This window comes from Micromonospora lutea, from assembly GCF_016863535.1.
GTDB lineage: Bacteria > Actinomycetota > Actinomycetes > Mycobacteriales > Micromonosporaceae > Micromonospora > Micromonospora lutea.
The window spans coordinates 202,691-228,254 of record NZ_BOPB01000013.1; the positions used below are offsets into that span (position 1 = coordinate 202,691).

The 25,564-nt window shown below is 71.0% G+C and carries 21 protein-coding genes; 10 read left to right on the top strand and 11 right to left on the bottom strand.

Features of this window, described 5'->3' with window-relative positions; all coding sequences use genetic code 11:
• Positions 1-296: 296 nt before the first annotated feature.
• The 9 genes from Vlu01_RS14465 (at position 297) to Vlu01_RS14505 (ending at position 13,761) form a co-directional block, all read left to right on the top strand.
• Positions 297-884, top strand: coding sequence for a putative endonuclease domain-containing protein (locus Vlu01_RS14465; protein ID WP_239095889.1), 588 nt, complete (start codon positions 297-299; stop codon positions 882-884).
• Between the two features lie 84 nt (positions 885-968).
• Positions 969-2,219 (top strand): phosphoribosylamine--glycine ligase, encoded by a 1,251-nt coding sequence (gene purD, locus Vlu01_RS14470; RefSeq protein WP_203999030.1) that lies wholly within the window; start codon positions 969-971, stop codon positions 2,217-2,219.
• A gap of 340 nt (positions 2,220-2,559) precedes the next feature.
• Positions 2,560-3,066 carry an RNA polymerase sigma factor gene (locus tag Vlu01_RS14475; protein WP_203999034.1) on the top strand — a complete coding sequence of 169 codons (507 nt, stop codon included), beginning with the start codon at positions 2,560-2,562 and terminating at the stop codon, positions 3,064-3,066.
• Positions 3,063-3,659, top strand: coding sequence for a hypothetical protein (locus Vlu01_RS14480; RefSeq protein WP_203999037.1), 597 nt, complete (start codon positions 3,063-3,065; stop codon positions 3,657-3,659). Before Vlu01_RS14475 ends, Vlu01_RS14480 begins: the two co-directional genes overlap by 4 nt.
• Positions 3,660-3,719: 60 nt before the next feature.
• Positions 3,720-4,430: a hypothetical protein gene (locus Vlu01_RS14485; protein ID WP_239095890.1), complete on the top strand. Its 711-nt coding sequence runs from the start codon at positions 3,720-3,722 to the stop codon at positions 4,428-4,430.
• Positions 4,431-4,561: 131 nt separating this feature from the next.
• Entirely contained in the window at positions 4,562-6,583 is a 2,022-nt protein-coding gene (locus Vlu01_RS14490) for a flotillin family protein (protein WP_203999040.1), read from the top strand.
• Positions 6,576-11,666, top strand: coding sequence for a DNA repair ATPase (locus Vlu01_RS14495; RefSeq protein ID WP_239095891.1), 5,091 nt, complete (start codon positions 6,576-6,578; stop codon positions 11,664-11,666). Before Vlu01_RS14490 ends, Vlu01_RS14495 begins: the two co-directional genes overlap by 8 nt.
• Before the next feature lie 57 nt (positions 11,667-11,723).
• Positions 11,724-13,031 carry a sensor histidine kinase gene (locus Vlu01_RS14500; protein ID WP_203999043.1) on the top strand — a complete coding sequence of 436 codons (1,308 nt, stop codon included), beginning with the start codon at positions 11,724-11,726 and terminating at the stop codon, positions 13,029-13,031.
• Positions 13,032-13,077: 46 nt separating this feature from the next.
• Positions 13,078-13,761, top strand: a complete 684-nt coding sequence (locus tag Vlu01_RS14505) for a response regulator (protein ID WP_203999045.1) — start codon at positions 13,078-13,080, stop codon at positions 13,759-13,761.
• Between the two features lie 29 nt (positions 13,762-13,790).
• Here Vlu01_RS14505 and Vlu01_RS14510 read toward each other — a convergent pair whose 3' ends face one another.
• The 6 genes from Vlu01_RS14510 to Vlu01_RS14535 all read right to left on the bottom strand — a co-directional run bounded on the left by Vlu01_RS14510 (position 13,791) and on the right by Vlu01_RS14535 (position 20,172).
• Positions 13,791-14,348 (bottom strand): hypothetical protein, encoded by a 558-nt coding sequence (locus tag Vlu01_RS14510; RefSeq protein ID WP_203999048.1) that lies wholly within the window; start codon positions 14,346-14,348, stop codon positions 13,791-13,793.
• A gap of 377 nt (positions 14,349-14,725) precedes the next feature.
• On the bottom strand, positions 14,726-15,358 hold the full coding sequence (locus Vlu01_RS14515) for a hypothetical protein (RefSeq protein WP_203999050.1): 633 nt from the start codon (positions 15,356-15,358) through the stop codon (positions 14,726-14,728).
• Entirely contained in the window at positions 15,355-16,722 is a 1,368-nt protein-coding gene (locus Vlu01_RS14520) for a hypothetical protein (RefSeq protein ID WP_203999052.1), read from the bottom strand. The genes Vlu01_RS14515 and Vlu01_RS14520 overlap by 4 nt, the downstream gene beginning before the upstream one ends.
• Before the next feature lie 196 nt (positions 16,723-16,918).
• Positions 16,919-18,484 carry an AMP-binding protein gene (locus tag Vlu01_RS14525; protein WP_203999054.1) on the bottom strand — a complete coding sequence of 522 codons (1,566 nt, stop codon included), beginning with the start codon at positions 18,482-18,484 and terminating at the stop codon, positions 16,919-16,921.
• 19 nt (positions 18,485-18,503) lie between these two features.
• Positions 18,504-19,718, bottom strand: a complete 1,215-nt coding sequence (locus tag Vlu01_RS14530; protein WP_203999056.1) for an acyl-CoA dehydrogenase family protein — start codon at positions 19,716-19,718, stop codon at positions 18,504-18,506.
• Between the two features lies 1 nt (position 19,719).
• Positions 19,720-20,172: an SCP2 sterol-binding domain-containing protein gene (locus Vlu01_RS14535; protein WP_203999058.1), complete on the bottom strand. Its 453-nt coding sequence runs from the start codon at positions 20,170-20,172 to the stop codon at positions 19,720-19,722.
• Positions 20,173-20,239: 67 nt separating this feature from the next.
• Here Vlu01_RS14535 and Vlu01_RS14540 point away from each other — a divergent pair, with 67 nt between their 5' ends.
• Complete coding sequence (locus Vlu01_RS14540) at positions 20,240-20,878, top strand: TetR/AcrR family transcriptional regulator (protein ID WP_203999060.1); 639 nt, start codon at positions 20,240-20,242, stop codon at positions 20,876-20,878.
• Between the two features lie 49 nt (positions 20,879-20,927).
• On the opposite strand, the gene Vlu01_RS14545 is transcribed toward Vlu01_RS14540, so the two are convergent.
• From Vlu01_RS14545 to Vlu01_RS14565, 5 genes are read right to left on the bottom strand one after another with little or no spacing between them, the layout of a single operon-like run.
• The gene (locus Vlu01_RS14545; RefSeq protein ID WP_203999062.1) at positions 20,928-21,542 is read right to left on the bottom strand and encodes a DedA family protein; all 615 of its coding nucleotides are present in this window, start codon (positions 21,540-21,542) and stop codon (positions 20,928-20,930) included.
• Between the two features lie 25 nt (positions 21,543-21,567).
• Entirely contained in the window at positions 21,568-22,854 is a 1,287-nt protein-coding gene (locus Vlu01_RS14550; protein WP_239095892.1) for an adenylosuccinate synthetase, read from the bottom strand.
• Complete coding sequence (locus Vlu01_RS14555; RefSeq protein ID WP_203999065.1) at positions 22,851-23,810, bottom strand: hypothetical protein; 960 nt, start codon at positions 23,808-23,810, stop codon at positions 22,851-22,853. Before Vlu01_RS14555 ends, Vlu01_RS14550 begins: the two co-directional genes overlap by 4 nt.
• A gap of 10 nt (positions 23,811-23,820) precedes the next feature.
• On the bottom strand, positions 23,821-24,795 hold the full coding sequence (locus Vlu01_RS14560) for a protein kinase family protein (RefSeq protein WP_203999068.1): 975 nt from the start codon (positions 24,793-24,795) through the stop codon (positions 23,821-23,823).
• A complete protein-coding gene (locus Vlu01_RS14565) occupies positions 24,792-25,544 on the bottom strand; it encodes an NUDIX hydrolase (RefSeq protein ID WP_239095893.1) in 753 nt (250 codons plus the stop codon). The genes Vlu01_RS14560 and Vlu01_RS14565 overlap by 4 nt, the downstream gene beginning before the upstream one ends.
• Between the last annotated feature and the right edge of the window lie 20 nt (positions 25,545-25,564).

Below are 25,564 nucleotides of genomic sequence, written 5' to 3' on the forward strand. Positions count from 1 at the left end.
CGTTGGTTCAGGCCCGTGCCGCCGGTCTGACAGTGCACGAGGTGCATCGTCTCTGCCGGGCGGGCCGATGGCGCGCGGTGGCCAGAGCTGCGTACCTGGTAGATGCTGATCTTCACGACGGGGTGCCCCGTCGGGCGCGGATCAGGGCGGCGGTCGCTTCATTCGGTCCCGATGCGGCCGCAGTGCTGACGACGGCGGCCGAGTTGCACGAAATCGCTGGTGCTCGACGGTCGGAAGAGATTCACATCTCGGTCCCCGGCGTCGCCGCGAGGTCGGCGAGATCGACCGACCCTCGAGTGACGCTGCACCAACTCGCGATCAGACCGAGGGAACTCGTCGCGGTCGCCGGGATCGTCACCACCCGGCCGGTACGTACAGTCGCCGATCTCGTTCTGAGGCTGACCCGCTTTCCGGCGGTGTGCGTCGTCGACTCGGCGCTCAACCAGGGATTGGTCAGAGAGGATGAGTTCGCCGACATCCATCGCCTCATCAGGGGGCGGTGCGGAGCGGTGGCGGCCCGTGGTTACCTTGCCGAGGCGGATTGCCGGGCACAGTCTCCGCTGGAGACGCGGACCCGGTTGCGCTGCGTCGACGGGCGGGTCCCGCCCGACGTCCTGCAGGTGGAGGTCCGGGACCACGACGGCTATCTGCTGGGCGTCGGTGATCTGGGCTGGCGGCGGTACCGGATCATCGCGGAGGCTGACGGGCAGGGGCCGCACAGCGGCCCCGACGCAGTCTTCGCCGACCGCCGTAGGCAGAACCGACTGCTCAACGCGGGCTGGGCCGTGCTCCGCTTCACCTGGGCCGACACCCTCCACGCCGACTACATCCCCTGGACCGTGCGTCAGGCCATGCAGCGGGCTGTCCAGCGCGATCGATCATGAGGTTGTTGCCCGTCGTACCGCGTGTCGGTGGCAACAACCTCATGATCAACGGGAGTGGTGGATGGGTCGGTAGGATGACTGGCCGTGCGGGTTCTTTTGCTTGGTGGTGGGGGGCGGGAGCATGCGCTCGCGCTGAGGCTGGCCGATGACCCTTCGGTCGAGGCGCTGATCGCGGCGCCTGGTAACCCGGGTATCGCGGCGGTGGCGGAGTTGCGGTCCGTGGATCTGGTCGATCCGGTGGCGGTGGCGGGGCTAGCCGTCGAGGTGAGCGCGGACCTGGTCGTCGTCGGGCCCGAGGCGCCCCTGGTCGCCGGGGTGGCCGACGCGGTCCGGGCCAAGGGCATCGCGGTCTTCGGGCCGTCGGCCGAGGCGGCCCGGCTGGAGGGTTCCAAGGCCTTCGCCAAGGAGGTGATGACCGCCGCCGGTGTTCCTACGGCAAGTGCGTTCGCCTGCGCCGACGAGGCGAGCACGGCCGCCGCCCTGGACAGGTTCGACCCGCCGTACGTGGTGAAGGACGACGGGCTCGCCGCCGGTAAGGGCGTGGTGGTCACCGACGACCGCGCTGCGGCCGAGGGGCACGCGCGCGAGTGCGGCCGGGTGGTCGTCGAGGAGTACCTCGCCGGCCCCGAGGTGTCGCTGTTCGTGGTGACCGACGGCGAGTCGGCGGTGCCGCTGCTGCCGGCGCAGGATTTCAAGCGGGCCGGTGACGGCGACAGCGGCCCGAACACCGGCGGCATGGGGGCGTACGCGCCGCTGCCGTGGGCACCGGATGGCCTGGTGGACGAGGTCATGCGCGACGTGGTGCACCCGACGCTGGCCGAGATGCGCCGCCGGGGCGCCCCCTTCTCCGGTCTGCTCTACGTCGGACTGGCGATCACCGCCGACGGCCCTCGGGTGATCGAGTTCAACGCCCGCTTCGGTGACCCCGAGACCCAGGTGGTGCTCGCGCTGCTGGAGACGCCGTTGGGTGGGCTGCTGCACGCCGCCGCCACCGGCTCGCTGGCCGACCATCCGCCGCTGCGCTGGCGTACCGGCGCCGCGGTGACGGTGGTCGTCGCCGCGGAGGGCTATCCGGCCGGGCCGCGTACCGGTGATGTGATCACCGGGGGAGAGCAGCCTGGTGTGATCCACGCCGGCACCGCCCGCCGGACCGCCGACGGCGCCCTGCTCTCCGCCGGTGGTCGGGTCCTTTGTGGTACGGCCACCGGCCCGGACCTGGCCGCCGCCCGGGACGCCGCCTACCAGGTGGTGTCCGGCATCACGCTGCCCGGCTCGCACTACCGCCGGGACATCGCTGCCGCCGCGGTCGAGGGCCGGATAGCCGTTCCCGCCTGACCGGCCTCCGGGTAAGGGGCACCAGTTCGGCCGGAACGGCGACCTGGGGTCCACTTTGGTGTTGCTTCGCCACGAATTGGCGGGGTGGCCGTGCTGTGCGCCCATAGGGGCCGCATGCCGACATTGAACTCGTATGCCTCTCGGGACGATGGGGCGACCCTGATCGTTGCTACGGTCTGCCCAGGTCGAGAAGGGCAGACATACTGGTCTGTCTGCTCGGCGCTGATGGTGCTCATCCCCGCACTGTCGCGAGTCGTACCGCCCGTCGGCGAAAACCCGATGGGCGGCACTGCAACTCGGCGCACCGGTGGTGGCGTTACTTACCGGTGAGGGAGGTGGGATGGACGCCGACGAGTTCGAGACGTTCGTACGCGATTCCGCGCCGGTGCTGCGGCGGTACGCCCGCGCGGTCACCGCCGATCCGGACCAGGCCGAGGAAATCCTCCAGCAGACCTACCTGCGGATGGCCACCGTATGGCACCGCCTCCCGGCCGAGGGCGGTCTCCTCGCGTACGCGAAGGTCACGATGGTTCGCCGGCACGTGAGCCGGCTGCGGACGATGGTCCGCCGGGTCCGGCTGGCCCTGGCCGCGCCACCGTCGGTGGTTGCCGACGAGGTCGGCCGGGCCGATCACGGTCACCTACGCGGGCTGCTCGCCGGGCTTCCCCCGGTGCAGCGGGTGGTGCTGGTCATGACCTATCTCGACAACCTGGACGACGAGTCGATCGCGGCGGCGACGAGACGTCGCCCGGCAACCGTCCGGTCGCTGCGCCATCGCGCCCTCGACACCGTGCGGTCCGGTCTGCCGGTGACCCGGGTAGGCGCGGAACGGGAGGTGGCGGGGTGACCGACATCCGGGACGCGCTGCGCGAGGTCTGGACGGCCGATGCCGGGCCGCCCGCCCCGGACCCCATGCCGGCGGTGCGGACCCGCCTGCGTCGCCGCCGCAGGGTACGAGCCGTCGCCGCCGCGCTCGCCTCGTGCGCAGTCGTCGGGATGGCGGTGTTCATGGCCGCGACCGCGCGGCACGGCGACGGATCGCTGCCCGCAGCCGGGCCGTCTGCCAGCCCGGCCATGCCCGAGCTGCGGGGCCTGCCGCCTGGTCTGCAACCGGTCGACGCCACGGCGGCGGTGCTGCGGATGGCCAGGCCGGAGGTGGTGCCGACCGGCATCCGGTCGGCGTACGAGGGCAGCGGTCCGGTGTCCCGGCTGGTCGTGGTGTTCAACTTCGAGGCGCCGCTGGGCCTGCCCGGTACGCCGCGCAAGGTGACCATGCCGACCGGTGCCGAGGTTCTGGCCACGGACGAACCGGCGACGTCCACCGCGTACCTGTCGGCGTGGGCACCGGACGGGTGCAGTTGGTTCATGGCGGTGACGGCGACCGATGCCGAGATCCGATCGGCAACGCTGGATGCCCTGATCGAGGCCAATCTCCGGTGAGGGGCCGACGATCTTGACCGGTCAGGTTGCCTGGATCAGCCGATCGGCCACCGTGGGGCGTTGACACCCCATGTCACGATCATCGTGCTGGTGGCGGGCCAGGACCCACCGGGCGGGGAGGAGGACGCGGTGACCGGTTTTCTCGGCACGGCGCTCAGTTTTCCGACCGTACTGTTCAGCTTTCTCCTGGTGGTCGTGGTCGGGTACTGGTTGCTGGTGTTGACCGGTGTTCTGGATCTCGGCGACGACCTCGACGTCGACGGCGTGCCGGGCACCGTGCTGGCCGGTCTCGGTCTGGGCGGTGTGCCCAGTGCCGTGATCTTCTCCCTGCTCGTGGCGGTGGCCTGGTTCGTCAGCCTCGCCGGCACCGCTCTGCTCGACGGCCTCGGCCTCAACTCCGGCACCCGGATCGCCGTCTCGGTCGGTGTCCTGCTGGGCGCCGCAGCCTGCGCCTGGCTGGTGACCCGCCTGGTCGCGGTGCCGTTGAGCCGGCTCTTCCCGACCGAGACGGACGCCACCCGGCACGCTTTCGTCGGTCGCCTCTGCGTCGTGCGCACCGGTACGGTCACCGCCGACTTCGGTCAGGCCGAGGTGACCGCGGCCGACGGTTCGTCGGCTGTGGTGCAGGTCCGGCAACCGGGCGACGACAAGATGCCGGCCGGCAGCTCCGCGTTGATCTACGACTACGACACCGACGGTGAGTTCTTCTGGGTGATGCCCGCCGGACCCGCCTTCGACCCGATGAGACAGATCCCGAATAGCTCCCACTGACCCGTCGAGGGCAGTCGGCCGATCCCCTTCCGCCGGCCCGCCCCATGCCGCCCCTGAGCCGCCCCGAAAGGAGGATGCGCGGGCGTCCCGCCCGGCCCGTCGGCCGGTCGCCACCGCACGCGCGCCCAACCATGGATGTCATCACCACCGGTATAGGCGTACTCCTCGCCGTCGTCCTGCTCGTCGCGCTCGGCGTGGTGTTCATGGTCAGCCGGCTGTTCCGCAAGGTCGAGCAGGGCAAGGCGCTGATCGTCTCCAAGGTCCGGCGGGTCGATGTGACCTTCACCGGCGCGGTCGTGCTGCCCGTCCTGCACAAGGCCGAGATCATGGACATCTCGGTCAAGACGATCGACATCGAACGGACCGGCAACGAGGGTCTGATCTGCCGCGACAACATTCGGGCCGACATCCGGATCACCTTCTTCGTCCGGGTCAACAAGACCGTCGAGGACGTCATCAAGGTGGCGCAGGCGATCGGCACCGCGCGGGCCAGCGACCGGGAGACGCTCCAGGAGCTGTTCAACGCGAAGTTCTCCGAGGCGCTCAAGACGGTCGGTAAGCAGCTCGACTTCGTCGACCTCTACACCAAGCGCGACGAGTTCCGCGATCAGATCATCCGGGTGATCGGCACCGACCTCAACGGCTACAGCCTGGAGGACGCGGCGATCGACTTCCTGGAGCAGACGCCGATGGCGCAGCTCGACCCGAAGAACATCCTCGACGCCCAGGGCATCCGGAAGATCACCGAGCTGACCGCGCTGGAGCACGTGCGGACCAACGAGTTCCGCCGCAGCGAGGAGAAGGAGATCACCCGGCAGAACGTCGACGCCCGGGAGGCGATCCTCGAGCTTGAGCGGCGGCAGGCGGACGCCGAGGCCAAGCAGCAGCGTGAGATCGAGACCGTCCGGGCCCGCGAGCAGGCCGAGATCACCCGGGTACGCGCCGAGGAGCGGCTGCGCGCCGAGACTGCGAACATCCGCACCGACGAGCAGTTGGGTGTCCAGCACGAGAACCGGGCGCGGGAGATCGCGGTCGCGGAGAAGAACCGCGAGCGGGTCATCGCCATCGAGACCGAGCGCATCGAGAAGGACCGCCTGCTGGAGGTCATCGGCCGGGACCGGGAGACCGAGCTGAGCACGATCGCCAAGGACAAGGAGGTCGAGGCCGAGAAGCGGGCCATCGCCGAGGTGATCCGGGAGCGGATCGCGGTGGAGAAGACCGTGGCCGAGCAGGAGGAGAACATCAAGCGGCTGCGGGTGGTCGAGGAGGCCGAGCGGACCCGACAGGCGCTCGTCATCCAGGCCGAGGCCGAGGCGCAGGAGAACCTGGTCAAGGACATCAAGGCGGCGGAGGCCGCCGAGGCGGCGGCGAAGCACAAGGCCCGCGAGGAACTGGTGCTGGCCGAGGCCCGGCAGCAGGCCGCCGAGCTGGACACCCGGGCGAAGATCCGGCTGGCCGAAGGCGTCCAGGCCGAGGCGGCAGCGGCCGGCCTGGCCGACGTGCAGGTCCAGGAGCGCAGCGCCGAGGCGATCGAGAAGGTCGGACGCGCCGAGGCCGCGGTCGAGCGCGAGAAGGCCGTGGCTGCCGCCGACGCGGTGCGCGAGAAGCTGAAGGGCGAGGCAGAGGGTCTCACCGAGAAGGCCGCCGCGATGGCCGCGCTGGACGACGCGACCCGGGAGCACGAGGAGTACCGGCTGCGCCTGGAACTGGAGAAGGAGGTCCGGCTGGCCGGCCTGGACACCCAGCGCCAGGTCGCCGAGGCGCAGGCCAAGCTGGTCGCCACCGGCCTGGAGAAGGCGAACATCGACATCGTCGGTGGGGACAGCGTCTTCTTCGACAGGCTGCTCAGCTCGATCTCGTACGGCAAGAGCGTGGACGGTTTCGTGGCCCACTCGGACGTGGCGAAGAACCTGGCCCAGCCGTGGCTGGACGGCAGCGCCAGCTTCACCGACGACCTGGCTCGCATGGTCGGCTCGGTCGACACCGCCAGCCTGCAGAACCTCACGTTGTCGGCGTTCCTGATGCAGCAGATGCGCTCCGGCGGCGGGGACAAGAGCAAGCTCCAGGAGCTGCTGAAGGCGGCGCAACGCCTCGGGGTGGCGGAGACTCCGGTCGCCGCCCTGGCCGGCCCACGGCAGCCCGCCGGTGAGTGAGCCGACCGCCGGTCCGGCCGCTGTCGGGCGTACGCCCGGCGACGCCGGACCGGCACCGGCCGCCCCGGACCCCACCGGGCCGGGGGCGGCGGACGCCGGTACCCGCCCGGGACTGGACGACGGTAGCTACGAGGTGCTGCGCCGGCGGCTCGCCACGCAGGCGGCGGAGCTGTCCCGGCGGGCGGAGGCGCTCAACGCCCGGCGACTCGAGGTTTTCGGCAGTACCGAGCTGCGGCTGCTGAGCACCGAGCGGATCCGTACGGAGCACAACTGCGTACCCCGGGACATCGTCTCGGTGGGCGGGCTGATGCTGTTCGGCTACAACGTGTTCATCGGGTTGAAGCCGGAGACCTCAGTCGACGACGTCTTCTCGCTGCACCGGTTCACCCGGGAGCCGGGCGGGTCCGGCGAGCCGGGCGAGTCCCGGGGCGGGTCGGAGGTGGCCGGGTTCCGGTTCGACGAAGCGGGCCACGACGAGCTGCCCGGGCTGCTTCGTGACCCGCAGTTCGTCCGTGACTTCGGCGAGTTGTACCGCTACTACCGCCAGGCCCGCCTGCTGCAGTTGCGTCGGGTCGACGGACGGTTGCTGGCGGTGTTCCAGACCGGGCCGCGTACCGAGGACATCCGGGTGCTGCGGTGGCGGGTCGACGTCGACGGCACACCCGAGTACCTGGACAGCCGGGGCGAGCGGGAGCACGTCTTCCCGCCGTCACACGACTTCGAGTGGATCGAGACGACCCGCGAGGACCACATCCTCGGCCGGCACCCGCACATCTCCATCGACGGCGAGGTCTTCGTGGAGACGGTCGGCGGCACGCTGACCGTGAAGGTGGAGAACAACACCGAGGTCGGCGAGGGCATCTACAGCGAGCCGGTGGACGAGCCGTTGCAGAGCCTGGCCGACGCCGACGTGCACTGGGCGCGGGTGGGGCCGCTGATCCTGTTGCGGTTGCGGCCGTACAAGGAGACCCAGTGGCGGCACCTGGTCTTCAACACGCTCACCCGGGAGGTGGTCCGGCTCGACGGTATCGGCGTCGCCTGCCAGCGGCTGCCCGACGACCACGGCATCATCTTTCCCGGCGGCTACCACCTGGCCACCGGTGTCACCCGCACCTTCGACGCCGAGGTCGCGGACCTGGAGTTCGAGCGGGTGGTGCGGTCCCCGAACGGTGAGGACGTGCTCTACGTCTTCCATGCCCGAGCCGACGGACGCTCCCTGCTGCTGCCGTACAACGCGATCCGCAAGGAGGTCTCCGCGCCGATCCCGTGCCACGGCTTCTCGCTCTTCGACGACGGAACGTTGGTGGTGTTCCGGGCGACCTCCGAGGAGCCGACCCGGGTCCATCCCATGCAGATCTGGCAGACGCCGTACGTCTCCGACGCGTACGCGGCGGCGCAGCCGGCCGGAACCGGGCCGCTGGAGCGGGTCGGCAACGCCGACCTGGTGCGGGGCATCTCGGACTGCCTCTCGACAACCCGGATGGTCGACGGTGTCGCCACCGCCGGGGTGTACGAGGCGATGATCGCCGCCTGCGCCCGGATCGCCGACCACTACCACTGGCTCGGCGAGGACGAACTCGGCGACCTGGCCACGCCGTTGGCCGGGCTGCGCCGCACCGCCACCGCCGTGCTGGAGGAGCACGAGAAGGTCCGGACGCTCACCGAGCGGGCGCGGGCGGAGCTGGACGCCAGCGCCGAGCAGATCGCCTCGCTGGCCCGTCGGGCCCGAGGTGAGGCGCCGCTGACCGCCGACGACTGGGTCGCCCAGCTGGGCGGCCTGCGCCGGGCCCGCGGGCACCTGGAGACGCTGCGGGAGCTGCGCTACGTCGACCACGACCGGATCGACGAGCTGGCCGGCCGGCTGGACGAGGAGTTGGCGGCGGCCGGCCGCCGGGCGGTGGAGTTCCTCCGCCGGGACGAGGCGTTCACCGGCTACCAACAGGAGGTGGAGCGGCTCGCCGCCCGGGCCGCCGAAATCGGCACGGTGGCCGAGGCGAGCACGGTCCGCGACGAACTGGCCGCCCGTACCGACGGCCTGCAGACCATCACCGACGTGGTGGGCGGGCTGGACATCGCCGACGCCACCGTACGGACCGGCATCCTGGGCCGGGTCGGCGAGGTGCTGGGCGCGGTCAACCGGGCCCGGGCGGTGCTCGACAAGCGGCGCCAGGAGTTGGCGGCGGTGGAGGGGCGGGCCGGTTTCGCCGCCGAGTTCGCTCTGCTCGGCCAGGCGGTGACCGGGGCGCTGGCGGCGGCGGACACCGCCGAACGCTGCGACGAGCAGCTCGGTCGGCTGCTGCTGCGGGTGGAGGAGCTGGAGTCCCGGTTCGGCGAGTTCGACGACTTCCTCGCCGAGCTGGCCACCCGGCGGACCGACATCTACGAGGCGTTCTCCTCCCGCAAGCAGGCGCTGCTGGACGAGCGGGCCCGACGAGCCGACCGGCTGGTCGCCTCCGCCGACCGGATCATGGTCAGCGTGCAGCGGCGGGCCGGCACGCTCGGCTCACTCGACGAGATCAACACCTACTTCGCGTCCGACCCGATGGTGGGCAAGCTGCGCTCGGTGGTCGAGGAGCTGCGTACGCTCGGCGACGCGGTGCGGGCCGAGGAACTGGACGGCCGGGTCCGGGCCGCCCGCCAGGAGGCCGGGCGTGGCCTGCGCGACCGCCTCGACCTGTACGCCGACGGCGGTGAGACGATCCGGCTGGGCCGGCACCGCTTCGCGGTGAACACCCAGCCGATCGACGTGGCGGTGGTGCCGGCCGAGGGCCGGATGGTGGTGGCGGTGACCGGCACCGACTACCGCGCCCCGGTACGCGACGAGGAGTTCCAGCAGACCCGCCGGTTCTGGGACCAGCTGCTGGTCTCCGAGTCGGCGCAGGTGTACCGCTCCGAGTACCTGGCCACCGCGATCCTCGCCGCCGCCGAGGCGGGCCGCGACGGGCTCGACCTGGACGCATTGCACACGGCGGCGGTGGACGCCGACGGGCTGCGGAACCTGGTCCGGGAGATCGCCGAGACCCGTTACGACGAGGGATACGAGCGCGGCGTGCACGATCACGACGCCGCCGAGATCCTGCGGGTGCTGTTGCGCCTGCACGCCGGTGCGGGGCTGCTGCGCTTCCCGCCGGCCGACCGGGCTGCCGCGCAACTCTTCTGGCGGTACGCCACCGACGAACCGACCCGGTCGACCTGGACGGCCCGCGCCGCCTCGCTGGCTCGGGCCCGGGCGCGGTTCGGTCGTCCGGATGGCGAGGACGCCGCCGACCTGCTCTGCGGCCAGCTCGGCGAGGCGATCGAGGTGTTCCTGCGCGATGCCGGGGTTCCGGTGCCGCCCGGCGGCACCGCGCTCGCCGGGGAGTACCTGTTCCAGGAACTCGCCGCACCGCCGGTGCGCTTCGTCACGGGCAGCGGCGCGCGGGCCATGCTGGACCGGTTTCGTCGGGCGCTCGGCGGGCCGCAGTCCCGCTCGTCCCGGGAGTTCGACGACGACCTGCGGGCGCTCGGTGCCGACCTGGCCGGCCGGTACCAGCTGATCGAGGCGTGGCTGACCGCCTTCCTGGCCACCAGCGACGGCGACCTGTCCGGTTACGACCTGCCGGAGGCGATCGCCGTCGAGCTGTGCGGGCCCGAACTGGCCCGCGAGGACAGCGCGGCGGCGATGACGGACACGGTCGAGGGCCTGCTCGGCGCCCACCCGCGTATCGAGGGCTCCACGCTGGACGTACGGCTGGACGAGACGCTGGCCCGGACCCGCACGTTCCGCACCGAGCTGGTGCCGGCGTACCGGGACTACCAGCGGCGCCGTAACGCGCTGGTGGAGGTCGAGCGGGAGCGGCTGCGGTTGGAGGAGTACCGGCCGAAGGTGATGAACGCCTTCGTCCGTAACCGGCTGCTCGACGAGGTGTATCTGCCGCTGATCGGCGACAACCTGGCCCGGCAGCTCGGTGCGACCGGCGACGGCAAGCGGGTCGACCAGTCGGGCCTGCTGTTGTTGATCTCACCGCCCGGCTACGGCAAGACCACCCTGATGGAGTACGTGGCCAGTCGGCTCGGCCTGGTCTTCGTCAAGGTCAACGGGCCGGCCCTGGGTTCGAAGGTCACCTCACTGGACCCGGCGGAAGCGCCCGACGCCACCGCCCGGCAGGAGGTCGAGAAGCTCTCCTTCGCCCTGGAACTGGGCAACAACGTGCTGCTCTACCTGGACGACATCCAGCACACCAACCCGGAGCTGTTGCAGAAGTTCATCTCGCTCTGCGACGGGCAGCGCCGGATGGAGGGTGTCTGGGAGGGCCGCACCCGCACCTACGACCTGCGCGGTAAGCGGTTCGCGGTCTGCATGGCAGGCAACCCCTACACCGAGTCGGGGCGACGTTTCCGGGTGCCGGACATGCTCGCCAACCGGGCCGACGTGTGGAACCTCGGCGACGTCCTCTCCGGACGCGAGGAGGTCTTCGCGCTCAGCTACATCGAGAACGCGCTCACCGCGAACCCGTTGCTGGCCCCCCTCTCCGGCCGGGATCGCGTCGACCTGGAACTGCTGGTGCGAATGGCTCGTGGCGACGACACCGCGCGAGCCGACCAGTTGTCCCATCCGTACGAGCCGGTGGAGCTGGAACAGGTCGTCTCGGTGCTGCGCAAGCTGCTGCGGGCGCAGCAGGTGGTGCTGGCGAACAACCAGGCGTACATCGCCTCGGCGGCGCAGTCCGACGATGCGCGTACCGAACCGCCGTTCCAGCTCCAGGGGTCGTACCGGAACATGAACAAGCTGGCCGAACGGATCGTGCCGGTGCTCACCGACGAGGAGCTGGAGGCGATCATCGACGACCACTACGTCGGTGAGGCGCAGACCCTCGCGGCCGGCGCGGAGGCCAACCTGCTCAAGCTCGCCGAGCTGCGCGGCCGGCTCACCCCGGAGCAGGCCCACCGCTGGGCCGAGGTGAAATCGGCCTACCAGCGTTCGAAGGCGCTCGGCGGAGCCGGCGACGACCCGGTCGACCGCGCCGTCGGCGCCCTCGGCCTGCTCGCCGACCGCGTCAGCGGCGTAGCCGCCGCCATCGGGAAAGGAAGGGCACCCTATTAACGTCTCCGGTAGAGCAGGGGCCCCTTCTTAACGCGCCGCACCGGTTACCGTGCCCGGATGCGGCAGGGCCACGACGGGTTCCCGGACGACCTGGTGGAGGGTGGACCACAGCATCCGTCGCCGGCCGGCGGGTGGTGGTCGACCGCGTACGAGCGGATGCGACGGTTCAGCGGACGGCGTCCGTGGCTGCTCGACGGCGCGCTCGCGGCGGCCACCGGCGCGGTGAGTCTCGGTATCGGCGTCGGCGACTCGACCGGGCTGTACCGCGACTTCGACGGCCCGGCGTGGGCGCTGACCTGCCTGGCGACCCTGACGCTGGTGGGCCGACGCCGGGCACCCGTGACGGTGCTGCTGCTCTTCTGCGCCATCTGGGCGGGGTACATCACCCTCGGATACCACCCGGTGGTGAACAGCTCCGGTGCCCTCCTGGCCCTCTACACCGTCGCCGCCGCCCGGCCGGCCGGCCCGACCGTCGCCTCCGCGTCGGTGCCCGCTCTGGTCTGGTTGTACGGTGGCCTGCTCGACCGGCAGGGCTCCCTCCTCGCCGCCCTCACGCAGAGTCTGGTGTGGCCGGCGGTGGTGTGTTACCTGGGCAGCGCCGCCCGGCGGCTCAACGAGCGCGGCCAGCAACTCGCGGCGCTGACCGAGGAGTTGCGCCGCGACCGGCAGGAACTGGCGCGGCGGGCGGTCAGCGACGAGCGGTTGCGGATCGCCCGTGACCTGCACGACGTCGTCGCCCATCATCTGTCGGTGGTATCGGTCCAGGCGGGACTCGCCTGGTATGTCCTGAGCACCGATCCGCCGGCCGCGCGCTCGGCGCTGCGTACCGTGCGGGACACCGTCGGCGAGGCCCTCACCGAGATGCGCGGCATGCTGGGCGTCCTGCGGCCGGGCCAGCCCGAGATCACCGATTCGCCCACGCCGGAGCAGCCCGCGCCGGGGCTGGCGCGCGTCGACGACCTGCTCTCCCGGATCCGAGCCGCCGGCGTGCCGGTCCGGACCGTGGTGACCGGCGTCCCTCGCGACCTACCTCCCGGTCCCGACCTGTGCGCGTTCCGGTTCCTTCAGGAGGCCCTGACGAACGTGCTGAACCACTCGGGTGGCGCGACCACCGTCACGCTCGACCACCAGCCGGACCAGTTCGTCGCCACCGTCGCCGACGAGGGGCCCCGACACCGGTCCCGCCGGTTGCCGCGCCCGGCCGGGACCGGCGGAGGCCGCGGCCTGATCGGGATGGTCGAGCGCGCCCGGCAGTACGGGGGCACGGTCCGGGTCGAGCAGGACGAACACGGCTTCACCGTGCGGTTGACCCTGCCCACGTCCCCGCCGCCTCCGTCGCCGGAGTCGCACGCCGCCCGGCGGTGAGCACCGCGGGCGGTTCCGGTCAGTCGCCGTCGTCCACAATGAGCGGATGACTCGGGTGCTCGTGGTGGACGACCAGGTCCTCATCCGCAGCGGGCTCGCCGCGCTGCTGCGGGCAGCGCCCGGCATCGTCGTGGTGGGCGAGGCCGACAGCGGTGAGGAGGCGATCCGGCTGGCCGCGCGGACCACACCCGATGTCGTCCTGATGGACGTACGGATGCCGGGGATGGGCGGCATCGCCGCCACCGAACGGATCGTCGCCTCGGCGGCCGGGCCGGCTCCGAAGGTGCTTATCCTGACCACGTTCGACCTGGACGAGTACGTCTACGACGCGCTGCGCGCCGGAGCCTCCGGCTTCCTGCTGAAGGACACGCCACCGGAGCGGTTGCTCGACGCGGTGGCCACGGTCGCGGCCGGGACCATGCTGTTCGCGCCGAGCATCCTGCGGCGCCTGGTCGAGGCGTACGTGACCCGGTCGCTGCCCGGATCCGGGCCGGTGCCCGAGCCGCGGCGCGAGTTGCACGCACTGACCGCGCGCGAACGCGAGGTGCTTCAGATGGTGGGTCGCGGCATGTCGAATACCGAGATCGCCGGCCACCTCGTCATCTCCGAGGCCACCGTGAAGACCCATCTGAACCGGGCCATGGGCAAGCTCGACCTGACGAGCCGGGCGCAGGCCGTCGTCCTCGCGTACGAGACCGGTCTGGTGACACCCGGGCATCGATCGGACTGACGCGGCGGACGATCCGATCGGCCGGACCCTCACACCCACGGGGCGGCCCGCATCTCGTGCGGCGACAGGGAGATCTCCATCCGGATGCCACCGTAGACGGCTGAGCTGTCCCGGTCGACGTTCTTCTTCGCCCAGTCGGCGGCCGGCTTGATCAACTCTCGCTGCGACTGCAGGAGTGTGTCGGCGAAGCTCTGGAAGAGGGTGCGGCACATCCGCGAGCCGGCGCGGTAGCGGCAGGCGACCCAGATGCCCGTCACCTTCGCGTCGTCGTCATGATTGATGACGACGTAGACAGAGCCGTCCGCGCCCGGTGCCTCGCACCGGGTCTCGTACTTGCCGCGTTTCAGGTCGGGTTCCGGTTCCGGCGCGCAGGTCCACGAGTTCGCCTGCTCCAGCCACCGCTTCGCGACCAGCGTGACGGTGACGCCCGGGAGGTAACGGTCGTCTCCCTCGGGGAAGTTCTCGGGCACCGGCGGCGGCTCACTGCTGCCCGGCGGTGTGCCGGTGACTGTGCCAGCCAGCGCCCCGGCGACGCCACCACCGAGCATGCCGACCAGCAGCGCGGCGACGGTCACCAGCACGGTCACCGCTCTGCTCGGGCCGGTGGACCGGACCGGAGCCCGAACCGGCATCGGCGGCCCGGGAACCCGCATCGCGGGCGGAACCGGCGGAGGAGGCGGGACCGGCGGCCCAGGTAGGACCGGCGGTTCAGTTGGGACCTGCGGCACAGGTAGGACCGGCGGCCCAGGAGCGACCGGCGGCACCGGTGGGACCGGCGGTCCAGGTGCGATCGGCGGCCCAGGTGGGACCGGCGGCACCGGCATTGCGGGCTGAACAGACTGAGTGGACGGGCCGGCGGCCGATGGCACGGGCGGAGCCGGAATACCGGGGGCGACCGGACGCCAGGTGGTGCCGTCCCACCAGTGTCTGCCGTCGGGTGAGTAGTGCACGGGCGGATGTTGGTTCATCGCAGCGCTCCGATGACCCGGAGGCGGATGGACCCCGGATTGCTCGTGACGACGTAGTAGTTATAGCCGCCGATCTCCGCTTCGGCGTCCTCGTTGGCCTCGACCCGATCGACCACCCAGTTGTGGATCTCCTCGGTCAGCGCCTCGTCGGCGGTGTAGGGCAGTGCCGCGAGCCACAGCAGGTAGTCCATGACCGCCTCCGTCGGCTCCTCGTCAGGCGGGCGTACGACCAGCATGCTCACGTCGGAGATCAACCCCTCGACCTCCTCGATGGTGGTCTCGAAGGTGAGGGTGCCGACCATCAGTTCGCATTTCCAGTACTCGTCCCGCTCCTGCTCACAGGGGTGTCCCTTGGCCTTCAGCGCGTCAATCACGGCACTGGCCTTGAGGACCGGGATACAGACGACCCGGCGGCAGGGCACGGTCGTCGCGGTGGCCTGATACCGGCTGGTCGGCAGGTAGGCGCCGAGTCCGGCGACCAGTGCGCCGACCAGACCGACGATCGCCGCGACCATGAGCACACGACGCCAACTCCGTACCCGCGTCGGCGCGGGGACGCCAGCCGGCGAACCGGGTGGCGGGTCGGACGGTGTGGTGCCACCGGGTGGCGAGGCGGTGGGACCGGTCATGCCCCTGCCCCCCTGCGCACGAAACGCTTCCACCCCTCGAGGAAGGCGCCCGCCGAGGTGCCGAGCGTCCGTTCGCAGATGCCGTCGAAGATCGGTAGCTCCACGAACGGCTCCAGCGTGTCATTGAGGGGGATGACCTGGGCATAGAACTCGACGGCCGCGTCCCGCCCCTTGATCTGCGCGATGTAGGCGAAGATCGACCAGCCCAACAGGTAGTTCAAGCTGCGCTTCGCGCCGTAGAAGTCTTTCGAGGACGGCAGGCCCCTGAACGACCCCAGTTCGGCTCGTAGCTGCCTGCGGTATCTGCTCGCCTCCGACGGCCACCGCACACCGGTCGCCCAGGTGGCGAAGCCCTCGACCGCCCAGGTGGGGGCGCCCAGGTCCGAGATGATGGAGGTGGTGGCTCTTGTCTGGGCGGTCACGGAGTGAGCCAGTTCGTGATGCATCGTCACCCGGGGGTCTTCACCCGCGTAGTAGTCCCGGATGTTCTTCAGATTGATCAGCGTGGCGGCGCCGGCGCGCTGTTCCGTGTAGACCTGACCGTTCTTCCGGACGCCTATTCGGGATGACTGAAAACCGCTGATCTCGGGCAGGAAGGTGGAAGAGCTGCCGAGGCTGAACCATGCGCGGTAGTTGTCGTCGTCGCGCGTCAGATACATGACGTTGCCGGGGAAGCGCGCCCGACCACCCCACAGTTTCCCCACGTTTGCCGCCTCGGCGGCGGCGGCCGAGGCGTACTTTTCAAGATCCGGCACGCTCTTGTCGCCGACCAACCAGACGTCCTTCGCGGCCTGCACCACCCGCAGCGGGGTCATGTTCCATGCCTCGTGGGCCAGCGGACCGTTGAGCATCGAGTCGTTCTGGGTCTCGATGGTGGCCGGCGTGATCTCGGCGATCACCAGCCGGCCGTCCTTCGGCGCGAGCCGGTACCGGAAGGTCTCCGCCGGTGTCGCGCCTACCGGGCTCTCGTCGGCGGTCAACTGGGTGATCCGGAACACCGGCCCGAAGGTGTGATCGCCGTACGGGATGGCCCGCTGGGTGTTGTAGCCGAACTCGGCGAACTCGAACTGGCACAGGTTCGCGAAGACCATCCGCTCGTGTTCGACCAGTTCGGTGTTGGAGCTGTCCAGGTCGGCGACGTACGCCTTCTCGTCCTTTTCCTTCACGGCCTTAGTCTGCCGGTCGAGGATCTCCCTCAGCCGGCGCTTGTTCTTGTCCCTGGCGCTTCCGGCGTCCTTGCTCTCGATGGAGGGACGCTCGCGGCCACCGCAACCGGCGAGCAGCAGCCCGCCCGCGACCAGCATCCCCCGCCTCGACAACCGCGCCCCACCGGTCTTGGTGCCCAGCCAGCTCCCCGTCGACACGCACATACCTTCCTCGATGTGACAGATGTCGGCGCCCTGCCCTCCCCCGGTGACCCCCCATGCGACACCGGGCAGGCAAGGCACCGACTGACACGCTAGGGACGGCGGCGTGGCGAATCATCCGGTACAGGTTTGATCTTCGGTTCCACCCGTCGCGGTAGTCGTCCCGGCCGCCTGCAACCAGCGCGGTACGGGCTCAGCCGACGATGTAACGGCGCAGTTCGCGGGTGAGCACCTTGCCGGTGGCGTTGCGGGGCAGGTACTTGACGAAGACGACGTCGCGGGGCACGGAGAACCGGGCGAGATAGCGTCGGACGTACTCGCGGACCGCCTCGGCGTCGAGTCGCTCGCCGGGATGGAGGCCGACGAAGGCGGCGAGGCGCTGGCCGTAGTCAGGGTCCGGTACGCCGATGACGGCGGCCTCGCGTACCTGGGGGAGCTGGGTGAGCAGCTGCTCCACCTCGGCGGGGAAGACGTTCTCACCTCCGGAGACGATCATGTCGTCCGCCCGCCCGTCGACGAAGAGCAGCCCGTCGGGGTTGATCCGACCCAGGTCGCCGGTGTCGAGCAGGCCGTCATGGCGCTCCCGGTCGGCACCCGAGGTGTAGCCCTCGAAGAGCATCTCGTTGCCGACCAGGATCCGACCGACCCGACCGGCGGTGACCGGTTTGCCCTCGTCGTCGCGGATCTCCAGCCGGGTGCCGTGTGGTGGCCGCCCGGCGGTGGTGGGCGCCTGGCGCAGGTCGGCCGGGGTGGCGATGGACGCCCAGGACGCCTCGGTCGAGCCGTACAGGTTGTAGAGCACGTCACCGTAGGTGTCCATGAACGCCGCCGGCAGGCCACCGGGCAGCGCCGAGCCACTCACGGCGACCACCTTCAGCGGCGGCCGGGGCTCCGGCGCCGGCATCTCCATCAGTCGTTGCAGCATCACCGGCACCGCGAACAGTGCCTGGCAGCGGTGCCGCACCAGGTCGTCCAGTGTGGCGGCCGGGTCGAAACGACGGTGCAGCACGATGGTGGCCCGCAGGGCGAAACAGACCTGCAGGGCGGCGTACCCCCAGGTGTGGAAGATCGGCGCGGCGATCAACACCCGGTCCCGTACGTGCAGCGGGATCCGGTCGATGATGGAGACCAGCGGGCCGAACCCGTTCGGGGTGGGCCGGCGGGCACCCTTCGGCGCACCGGTGGTGCCGGAGGTCAGCACGATGATCCGGCCGTCCCGCTCGGGCGGGTCGAGTTCGCCGGGGAGGGCGGTGGCGATCAGTGCCTCCCGGGCCTGCTCGTCGAGGCGGTGCAGCTCCGCCGGCAGCCCGAGGGTCAGTTCGGTGAACTCGTCATCGTGGACCAGGACCCGCAGCCGCTGCTCCTGCGCCACGGTCGCCAACTGCGCCGGGGAGAGCCCGGTGTTGACCAGCACGGCGTCGGCGCCCAGCAGCGTCGCGGCGACGACGGTCTCGATCAGCCCCGGATGGTTGCGGCAGAGTACGGCGACCCGGTCGCCGGGCTGGACGCCGAGTCCGGCGCGCAACGCGCGGGCGAGCCGGGTGGACCGGTCGAGCAGTTCGGCGTACGTCAGCTCGGTGCCCCGGTCGTCGATGAGCGCGACCCGGTCCGGGTCCCGGGCCGCCGCCTGACGTAGTTCACCGGCGAGGCTCCAGCCCCACTTCCGCAACGCGTTGAGCTGGGATGCGACGCGGATCGGGCGGCCCGGGGCGAGCAGGCCCCGCCGAGTCAGCGTGGTGACGATGAACGGCAGGTCCATGCCGCGTACCTCCTGGCGATCAGCGGATCTGCATCCCGGAGATCGCCCGGGAGATGACCAACCGCTGGATCTCCGAGGTGCCCTCGAAGATGGTGTAGATCTTGGCATCGCGGTACCAGCGCTCGACCGGGTGGTCCCGGAGGAAACCGGCACCACCGAGCAACTGGACCGCCTTCTCGGTCACCGAGACGGCCACCTCGCCGGCCTTGAGCTTGGACATCGAGCCCTCACCGGCGGTGAACGGCCGGTTGTTGCGGCCCATCCAGGAGGCCCGCCAGACCAGCAGACGGGCGGCGTCGATTTCCATCCTCATGTCGGCAAGCGTGAAGGCGACAGCCTGGTTCGTGATGATCGGTCGACCGAACTGGACCCGCTCCTTCGCGTACTCCAGGGCGTACTCGTAGGCGGCCCGGGCCACGCCGAGCGCCTGCGCGCCGACGGTGGGTCGGGACAGCTCGAACGTACGCATGGCGGCCTGACCCGAGGCGCGTTGCCCGGAGCGGGCGCGGGCCAGACGTTCGTCCAGCGCCTCCTTGCCGCCGAGTAGGCACCGGCCCGGCACCCGGACGTCGTCGAGAAAGACGTCGGCCGTGTGGGAGGCGCGCAGGCCGAGCTTGCGCAGCTTGCGGGTGGCGCTGAGCCCGTTGGTGCCCGGCGGCACCACGAAGGCGGCCTGTCCCCGTGAGCCCAGGTCTGGTTCGACCGAGGCGGTCACCACGTGTACGCCCGCGATCCCGCCGTTGGTCGCGTACGCCTTCTGCCCGCGCAGCACCCACTCGTCGGTGGCTTCGTCGTAGGTCGCCCGGGTACGCATGGCGGCGACATCCGAACCGGCCTCCGGCTCGGAGGAGCAGAACGCGGCGACGGCCGGCGAGTCGACGTCGCCGAAGCACTGCGGCACCCATTCGACGAGCTGGTCCGGGGTGCCTGCGCCGTAGATGGCGGCGACCGCCAGGGAGGTGCCGAAGATGCTCAACCCGATGCCGGCGTCGCCCCAGAACAGCTCCTCGCTGGCGATCGGCAGGGACAGCCCGGTCGGGTCGGCCCAGCAGGTGGCCAGGAACTCGAAGCCGTAGAGCCCGACCTTCGCCGCCTCCTGGATGACTGGCCAGGGCGTCTCCTCGCGGGCGTCCCACTCGGCCGCGGCCGGGCGCACGACCTCGCGGGCGAAGCCGTGCACCCAGTCACGCAGATCCCGCTGTTCCTCGTTCAGGTCGAGCGAGAACTCGACCATCTCAGGCCTTGGGGATGTCGAAGAGGTTCGCGATGTTGGCGGCCAGGCCCAGGTCACCCTTGGCCTTGAGCTTGCCGGTCATGAACATCATGACCGGGTTGGCGCCGCCGGAGACGACCTTCAGGAACTCGACCGGGCCCAGGGTCAGGCTCAGCCGGGGGTCGTGCTGCGGGGTCTCGTTGACGGTGCAGGCACCGTCGGCGATGACCACCTCGTAGGTGTCGGTGCCACCGTCGGGGGCGCCGGTGATGTTCCAGTGGATGACCGCGTTGGTGGAGCCGGCCCGGTCGGCGCGGAACAACTGCGGCATCCGCCCGAAGACCTCGCCGAGAATCTTGCCGCGCAGGTCGCCGGACATCACCTCGGCCAGCTTGCTCTCCGGCGTGTTCTTGACGAGCTGGGCGAACTCCTTCGGGCCGACGTTGGCGAAGTTGGCCGGGTCGAAGTCAGTCATGGGAAAGCACCTCTCGGACAATGGCTACTCGCGCGTAACCTTACGCATGGGTAGGTATGCTCGCAAGGTGTCCACCGGTCCCGCCTTCAAGCGCCTCCCGCGTGCCGTACGGGAGCAACAGATGCTCGACTCCGCGGTACGGGTCTTCTCCAGACGCGGATACCACGGCGCCAGCATGGACGAGATCGCCGAGGTGGCCGGCATCTCCAAACCCATGGTGTACGCCTACCTGGGTACCAAGGAAGAACTCTTCGTGGCCTGCCTGCACCGGGAGAGCACCCGGATGATGGAGGCCATCGCGGGCGCCGCCGCCCCCGACCTGCCGGCCGACGAGCGACTCTGGCGCGGGCTGCGGGCGTTCTTCGGCTTCGTCGGCGCGCACCGGGACGGCTGGGCGGTGCTCTACCGGCAGGCCCGGGCCGAGCAGCCGTTCGCGCGTGAGCTGACCGCGATGCGGGCGCGGCTGGTGGAGGTGGTCGCCGGGATGCTCGACCACGCCTTGCGCGCCGAAGGGCGCGAGGTGGCCGGCACCGAGCTTGAGGTAGTCGCGTACGCCTTGGTCGGCGCGAGCGAGTCACTGGCCGACTGGCTGGCCGATCATCCGGAGGCCGACCCGGAGAAGACCGCCACGCGGATGATGAACGTCGCCTGGCTCGGTGCGGCGCAACTGCTGCTCGGCATCACCTGGCACCCGCCCGAGCCGTAAGGAAGGGCACCTTGTTAACGCCTCCGGTAGAGCAAGGGTCCCCTGTTAACTAATCCGCACCCGCTCGACGTTGGGCGCGGTGCCGCAGCCAGCGGGCCAGTTCCACCAGCAAGGTCACCGCTAGCGAGAGGCCAAGGCCGGTGAGGATGCCGCGCAGCGGGTCGCGCTCGAAGGCCAGCCCACCGAAGAGGCCGAGCAGGACGCAGTACAGCGCCCACAGGCCGGCGGCGATCACGTCGAAGAGGAGAAACGGCCGCAGCGGGTAGCGGACGGCACCCATGGTCAGGGTCACCGCCGTCCGGCCACCGGGAACGAAACGGGCGGCGGTGAGAATCATGCCGCCGCGCCGGTCCACGGCCCGCCGGGCCCACTCCGACCCGGCCCGACGGCGGCTGTCCGCCGGGAAGCAGGCCAGCCGTCGCGCGCCGCCAGCGCGTCCGATCGCGTACGAGACGTGGTCGCCGACGGCGGCGCCGAGCAAGGCCACCACGATCACCAGCACCAGGTTCGGCTGGCCTCCGGTGGCGAGCACGGCGACCGTGATGACTGCCGCCTCGGCCGGTACCAGTGGAAAGATCACATCGACGGCGGTGAGCCCGAAGATCAGCAGATACACCCACGGTGAGGTGAGGATCTGCCGGAGCAGCTCGAGCGCGGTCTCCATGGACCCATGTTCACGGCACGGCCTGTTAAAAGGGGGCCCTTCCTCTACACCAGGCGTTAACAAGGTGCCCTTCCTTGTCGGCAGTGGTGGGGCCGTGGGAGGTGAGTACCACTGGGGTGGCGAGGGCCTGCTCGACCGCTGTGGGCCAGTCGACCGGCGGCGGTTCGTCGTACACCGGGCGGGTTTGGAGCAGGCGTTCGGTGAGTCGTGCCTGCCGGTCGAGGTCGCCGGGCGGGCCCGGCACCAACCGGTCCAGGTCGGTGTAGCGGTGGCAGATCCGCAGGTCGAGACCCTGACCGACGAGATCCAGGTGGGTCAGCGCGAGGCCGTCGACCCCACCGGCCACCGCCAGGGCGTACGCGTGGGCGACAGCATCGAAGTGGCCGAACCGGAATCGACCCTGCCACGGGTTCGTCGGGTTGTGCGGGTCGGCCAGCGGCAGCGTCGGGTCCTCGGTGACGAGCGGACCCGGCCCATGTCGGGTGGTGACCGTCCGCAGCACGCCGAGCCGGGTCGCTGATCCCGCCAGTCCGGCCTCGGCCAGCAGCCCTTCCGCGTTGGCGAAGGTGGTGGTGCTCCACGTCGTGTACGGGTGGAAGCCGTGCCACTCGTCCAGCAGCACTCCCTGCGCGCCCTCGAACACGCACGTCCCGGCCCTGAGCTCCCGGGCGAGCCAGCTCCGCTCGACGATTTCCACCCGTTCCGCGAAGGCCCGGTACGCGGGTAGACAGTCGGCGACCGGCGGGGCGTCCAGCGGACCGAGTTCGGCGCTGAGCCGGTCGCGCAGCGCGGTCAGCCGGCGGCGCAGCACCTCCGGGCTGCGGCAGTCCGCAACCCGGGGCGCCTGGTCGGGGTGGGCGAGGCCGTACGCGACGGCCTCGCCCACCCCCAGCCCGCAGGAACCGTGCCGGTCGGCTCCACGGGCCAGCTCCCGGGCCCGGTTCGCGGCCCGGTGGTACGGGGTGGCCAGCAGGGCCTCCCCGTCCACGGTCAGCCGGTCGAGCGCGTCGGGTACCCCGACAGCGGCGAGGTGGTCCGCCTCCACGGCCAGCGCCAGCGGGTCCACCACCACGTGCCGGGACAGGTGGGTCCGGACGCCGGGGTGGAAGGTGCTGGCCCCGAACTGGGCGAACGTGTGGTGCCGGCCGTCGCGCAGCACGACGTTGTGTGCCGCCTGCGCACCCCCGTTGAACCGCACCACCGTTCGTACCGGCCGGGTGGCGCAGAGCCAGTCCACGACCGTGCCCTTCCCCGCGTCGCCGTACCCGAGGTCCACCACGATCACGTGCTGCCGGACCGCGTCAAGGTTCACAGCCGTACGACTCCGCGTCCGGTGGTCCGGTTGGCCGGTAGCTGCGATACCTCGGCCCGTGACCGCCCGGTCAACCGGGCGAGCGCCTTCGAGACGGTGCCGGTGGCGGCCGAGCCCGCCCGGTCCAGATCCTGCAGGCCCTGATCGAGGTCGATGGCCTGCTCACCGAGACCGATGGTGAGCGCGATGGTTTCGCAGACCGCGCCCAGGTCGTCCAACTCCAGCGCCTGCTGGCCGAGCAGACCGCGCCAGAAGTCGAGAACCTTGCGGTTGCCCGAGTAGTGGCTGCCGCTGGGCAGCAGGTAGTAGGTGTCCCACCGGCGGGTGACCTCGTCGACGATCTGCCGCAACGGCACGTCCTCGCGCAGGTCGTCGGTGATGAGCCGGGCCACCTCGGCGGACTTCACCTGCGGGTACGCCAACTCGTCGCCGATGACGAACAGGTAGCCGCGTCGACCACGCTTCTCCCAGCTGTCGGTGACCGTGTGCCGAGCCATGAAATACAGCGCCAGCTCGTACGACTCCCGCATCTGGCCGCCACCGCCGCCCTCCAGCACGATCCGGCCGAGGTCGTCGTCCATCCGGTTGTCGGATTCGAACTGCCCCACCTGCAGCGGCACCCGGTCGCAGGTGGCGTCACCGATCGCACCGAACATGATCTGCGGGTCGCGGGCGTACCCCTGCCGCAGCAGCAGCCCCAGCAGTTGCGGCAGCTTGGCCTGCAGCACGCGGGGCACATGCCCCATCGAGCCGGTCACGTCGAAGAGGACCGCGACCGGGGTGGAGTGCGGGTGCTCGGCGCTGTCCCGGCTCTCGCGGACCACGCCACGCGGGTCCAGCGCCGGGTGCACCACCCGCGCCCCGCTGTCGCTGTAGGAGAAGGCGCTGGTGCCGGTGGCCCGGCGGTACCGGTCGGCGGCGTCGTACACATCGGTGGACCATGCTCCGCTGCCCATGGCAGCCTCCTTAGGGGTTGAGGGTGAAGGGGCGGAAGGTGCGCGGACCGTAGAGCCGGTGCAGCACCTCGTCGAGTTCGCGCAGCAGTTGCCAGGCGTCGTCGGGACGGAACTTCAGGAACCGCTGCCGACATCCCTGGGCGAAGTCGAGCAGTTGGCGCGGGGCCTGACGGCTCATCAGCCAGGTCATGCAGCGGGTGGCCATGAAGATGTCGGTGCCGGGCCCGCACGGGCCACGGTCGAAGACCTCCGGTGGGTACCAGTCCTCGTGATCGGGCACCATCGCCGGCATGATGCCGCCCGGCTCGGTGGAGAAGCACCAGTCGACCAGCACCAGGCCGTGGGCGTCGGGGTCGATGAGCACGTGCGACGGCAGCACCGCGCCGTGCACCACGCCCACCCGGTGGGCCAGGCCGAGGGCGACCAGGAGCCGCCGCCACATCCACGCCACGTCACGGGCGTCCAGCCCGTCCGGATAGGCACGCTTCACCTCGACCAGGCTGTGCAGGCCAGGCGCGGTGCCGAGCACGGTGATCCGGCGTTCCGCCCCGGTCTCGGCGTCACGGTGGGTGAAGTTGTCGACCAGCCGGGGCACGTACGGCAGCCAGCGCGGGTCCGCCCGCTCGGCGAGCGTGCGCAGGGCACGCTGCTCGCGGACCATCAGATCGTTGTCGGCCGCGTCGCGGGGCAGCTTGAGCAGCCGGTCCGCGCCGACGTCGTACAGGTCGGCGAGGTCTCCGGAGTACGCGGGCCGACCGCACCGGTAACCGCGTAGCACGGTCACCCGCCGGGCCCGCCAGCGGTCGGTGACCCGGTGGAAGGCGTCGACGGCGGCGGCTCGGATGCCCGGGCCCACCCAACCCAGCCGGTCGGGGTGCAGGGCGCCGACGAGTTCCCGATAGCGCCGCTCCGGCGCGTCGACGCCGAACAACTCGTCGTCGTCGCGGGCGATGGTGACCAGGCGGATCGCCTCGTCGGTGGTCATCGCACCTCCTCCTCGCGCGCCGGGCGCAGCAGCGCGGGGTGCAGCAGCCGGGCGTCCCCGGCGCGGTAGAGCCGGGACCGGGGACCGCCCCGACTGCCGCCGCGCTCGGTGCTGGCCCCGGTGCTCTCCACGAAACCCGGCACCGAGAGCACCTTGCGGTGGAAGTTGCCGGCGTGCAGCTGATGCCCCCAGACGGTCTCGTAGACGGCCCGTAGCTCCCCGATGGTGAACTCGGGTGCCAGGAATCGGGTGGCCAGCGGGGTGTATTCCAGCTTGGAGCGGGCGCGTTCCAGCCCGTCGGAGACGATCTGGCCGTGGTCGAAGGCGAGCTGGCGGTTGGTCAGGTCGGCGACCGGCACCCAGGCCGCCTCGGCGGCGTCGGTGCCGGCGGTCGCGTCCGGCAGGTCGGGGGCGAAGGCGAGATGAGCGATCGAGACGACCCGCATCCGGGGGTCGCGCTCGGGCGCGCCGTAGGAGGCCAGTTGCTCGACATGGACGCGGCGCAGGGGCTCGCCGTCGAGACCGGTCTCCTCGGCCAGCTCCCGCCGGGCGGCTGAGGAGAGGTCCTCGTCCGGCCGGACGAAACCGCCGGGAAGCGCCCAGTGGCCGGCGTAGGGCTGTTCGCCGCGGCGGATCAGCAGCAGGTGCAGCACCCCGTCGCGGATGGTCAGGGCGACGATGTCGACGGTGACCGCAACCGCCGGGTAGGCGCCCGGGTCGTAGGCGGCCAGGAAATCCTGCTCGTTCACGCTCGATCACTCTCACTCAG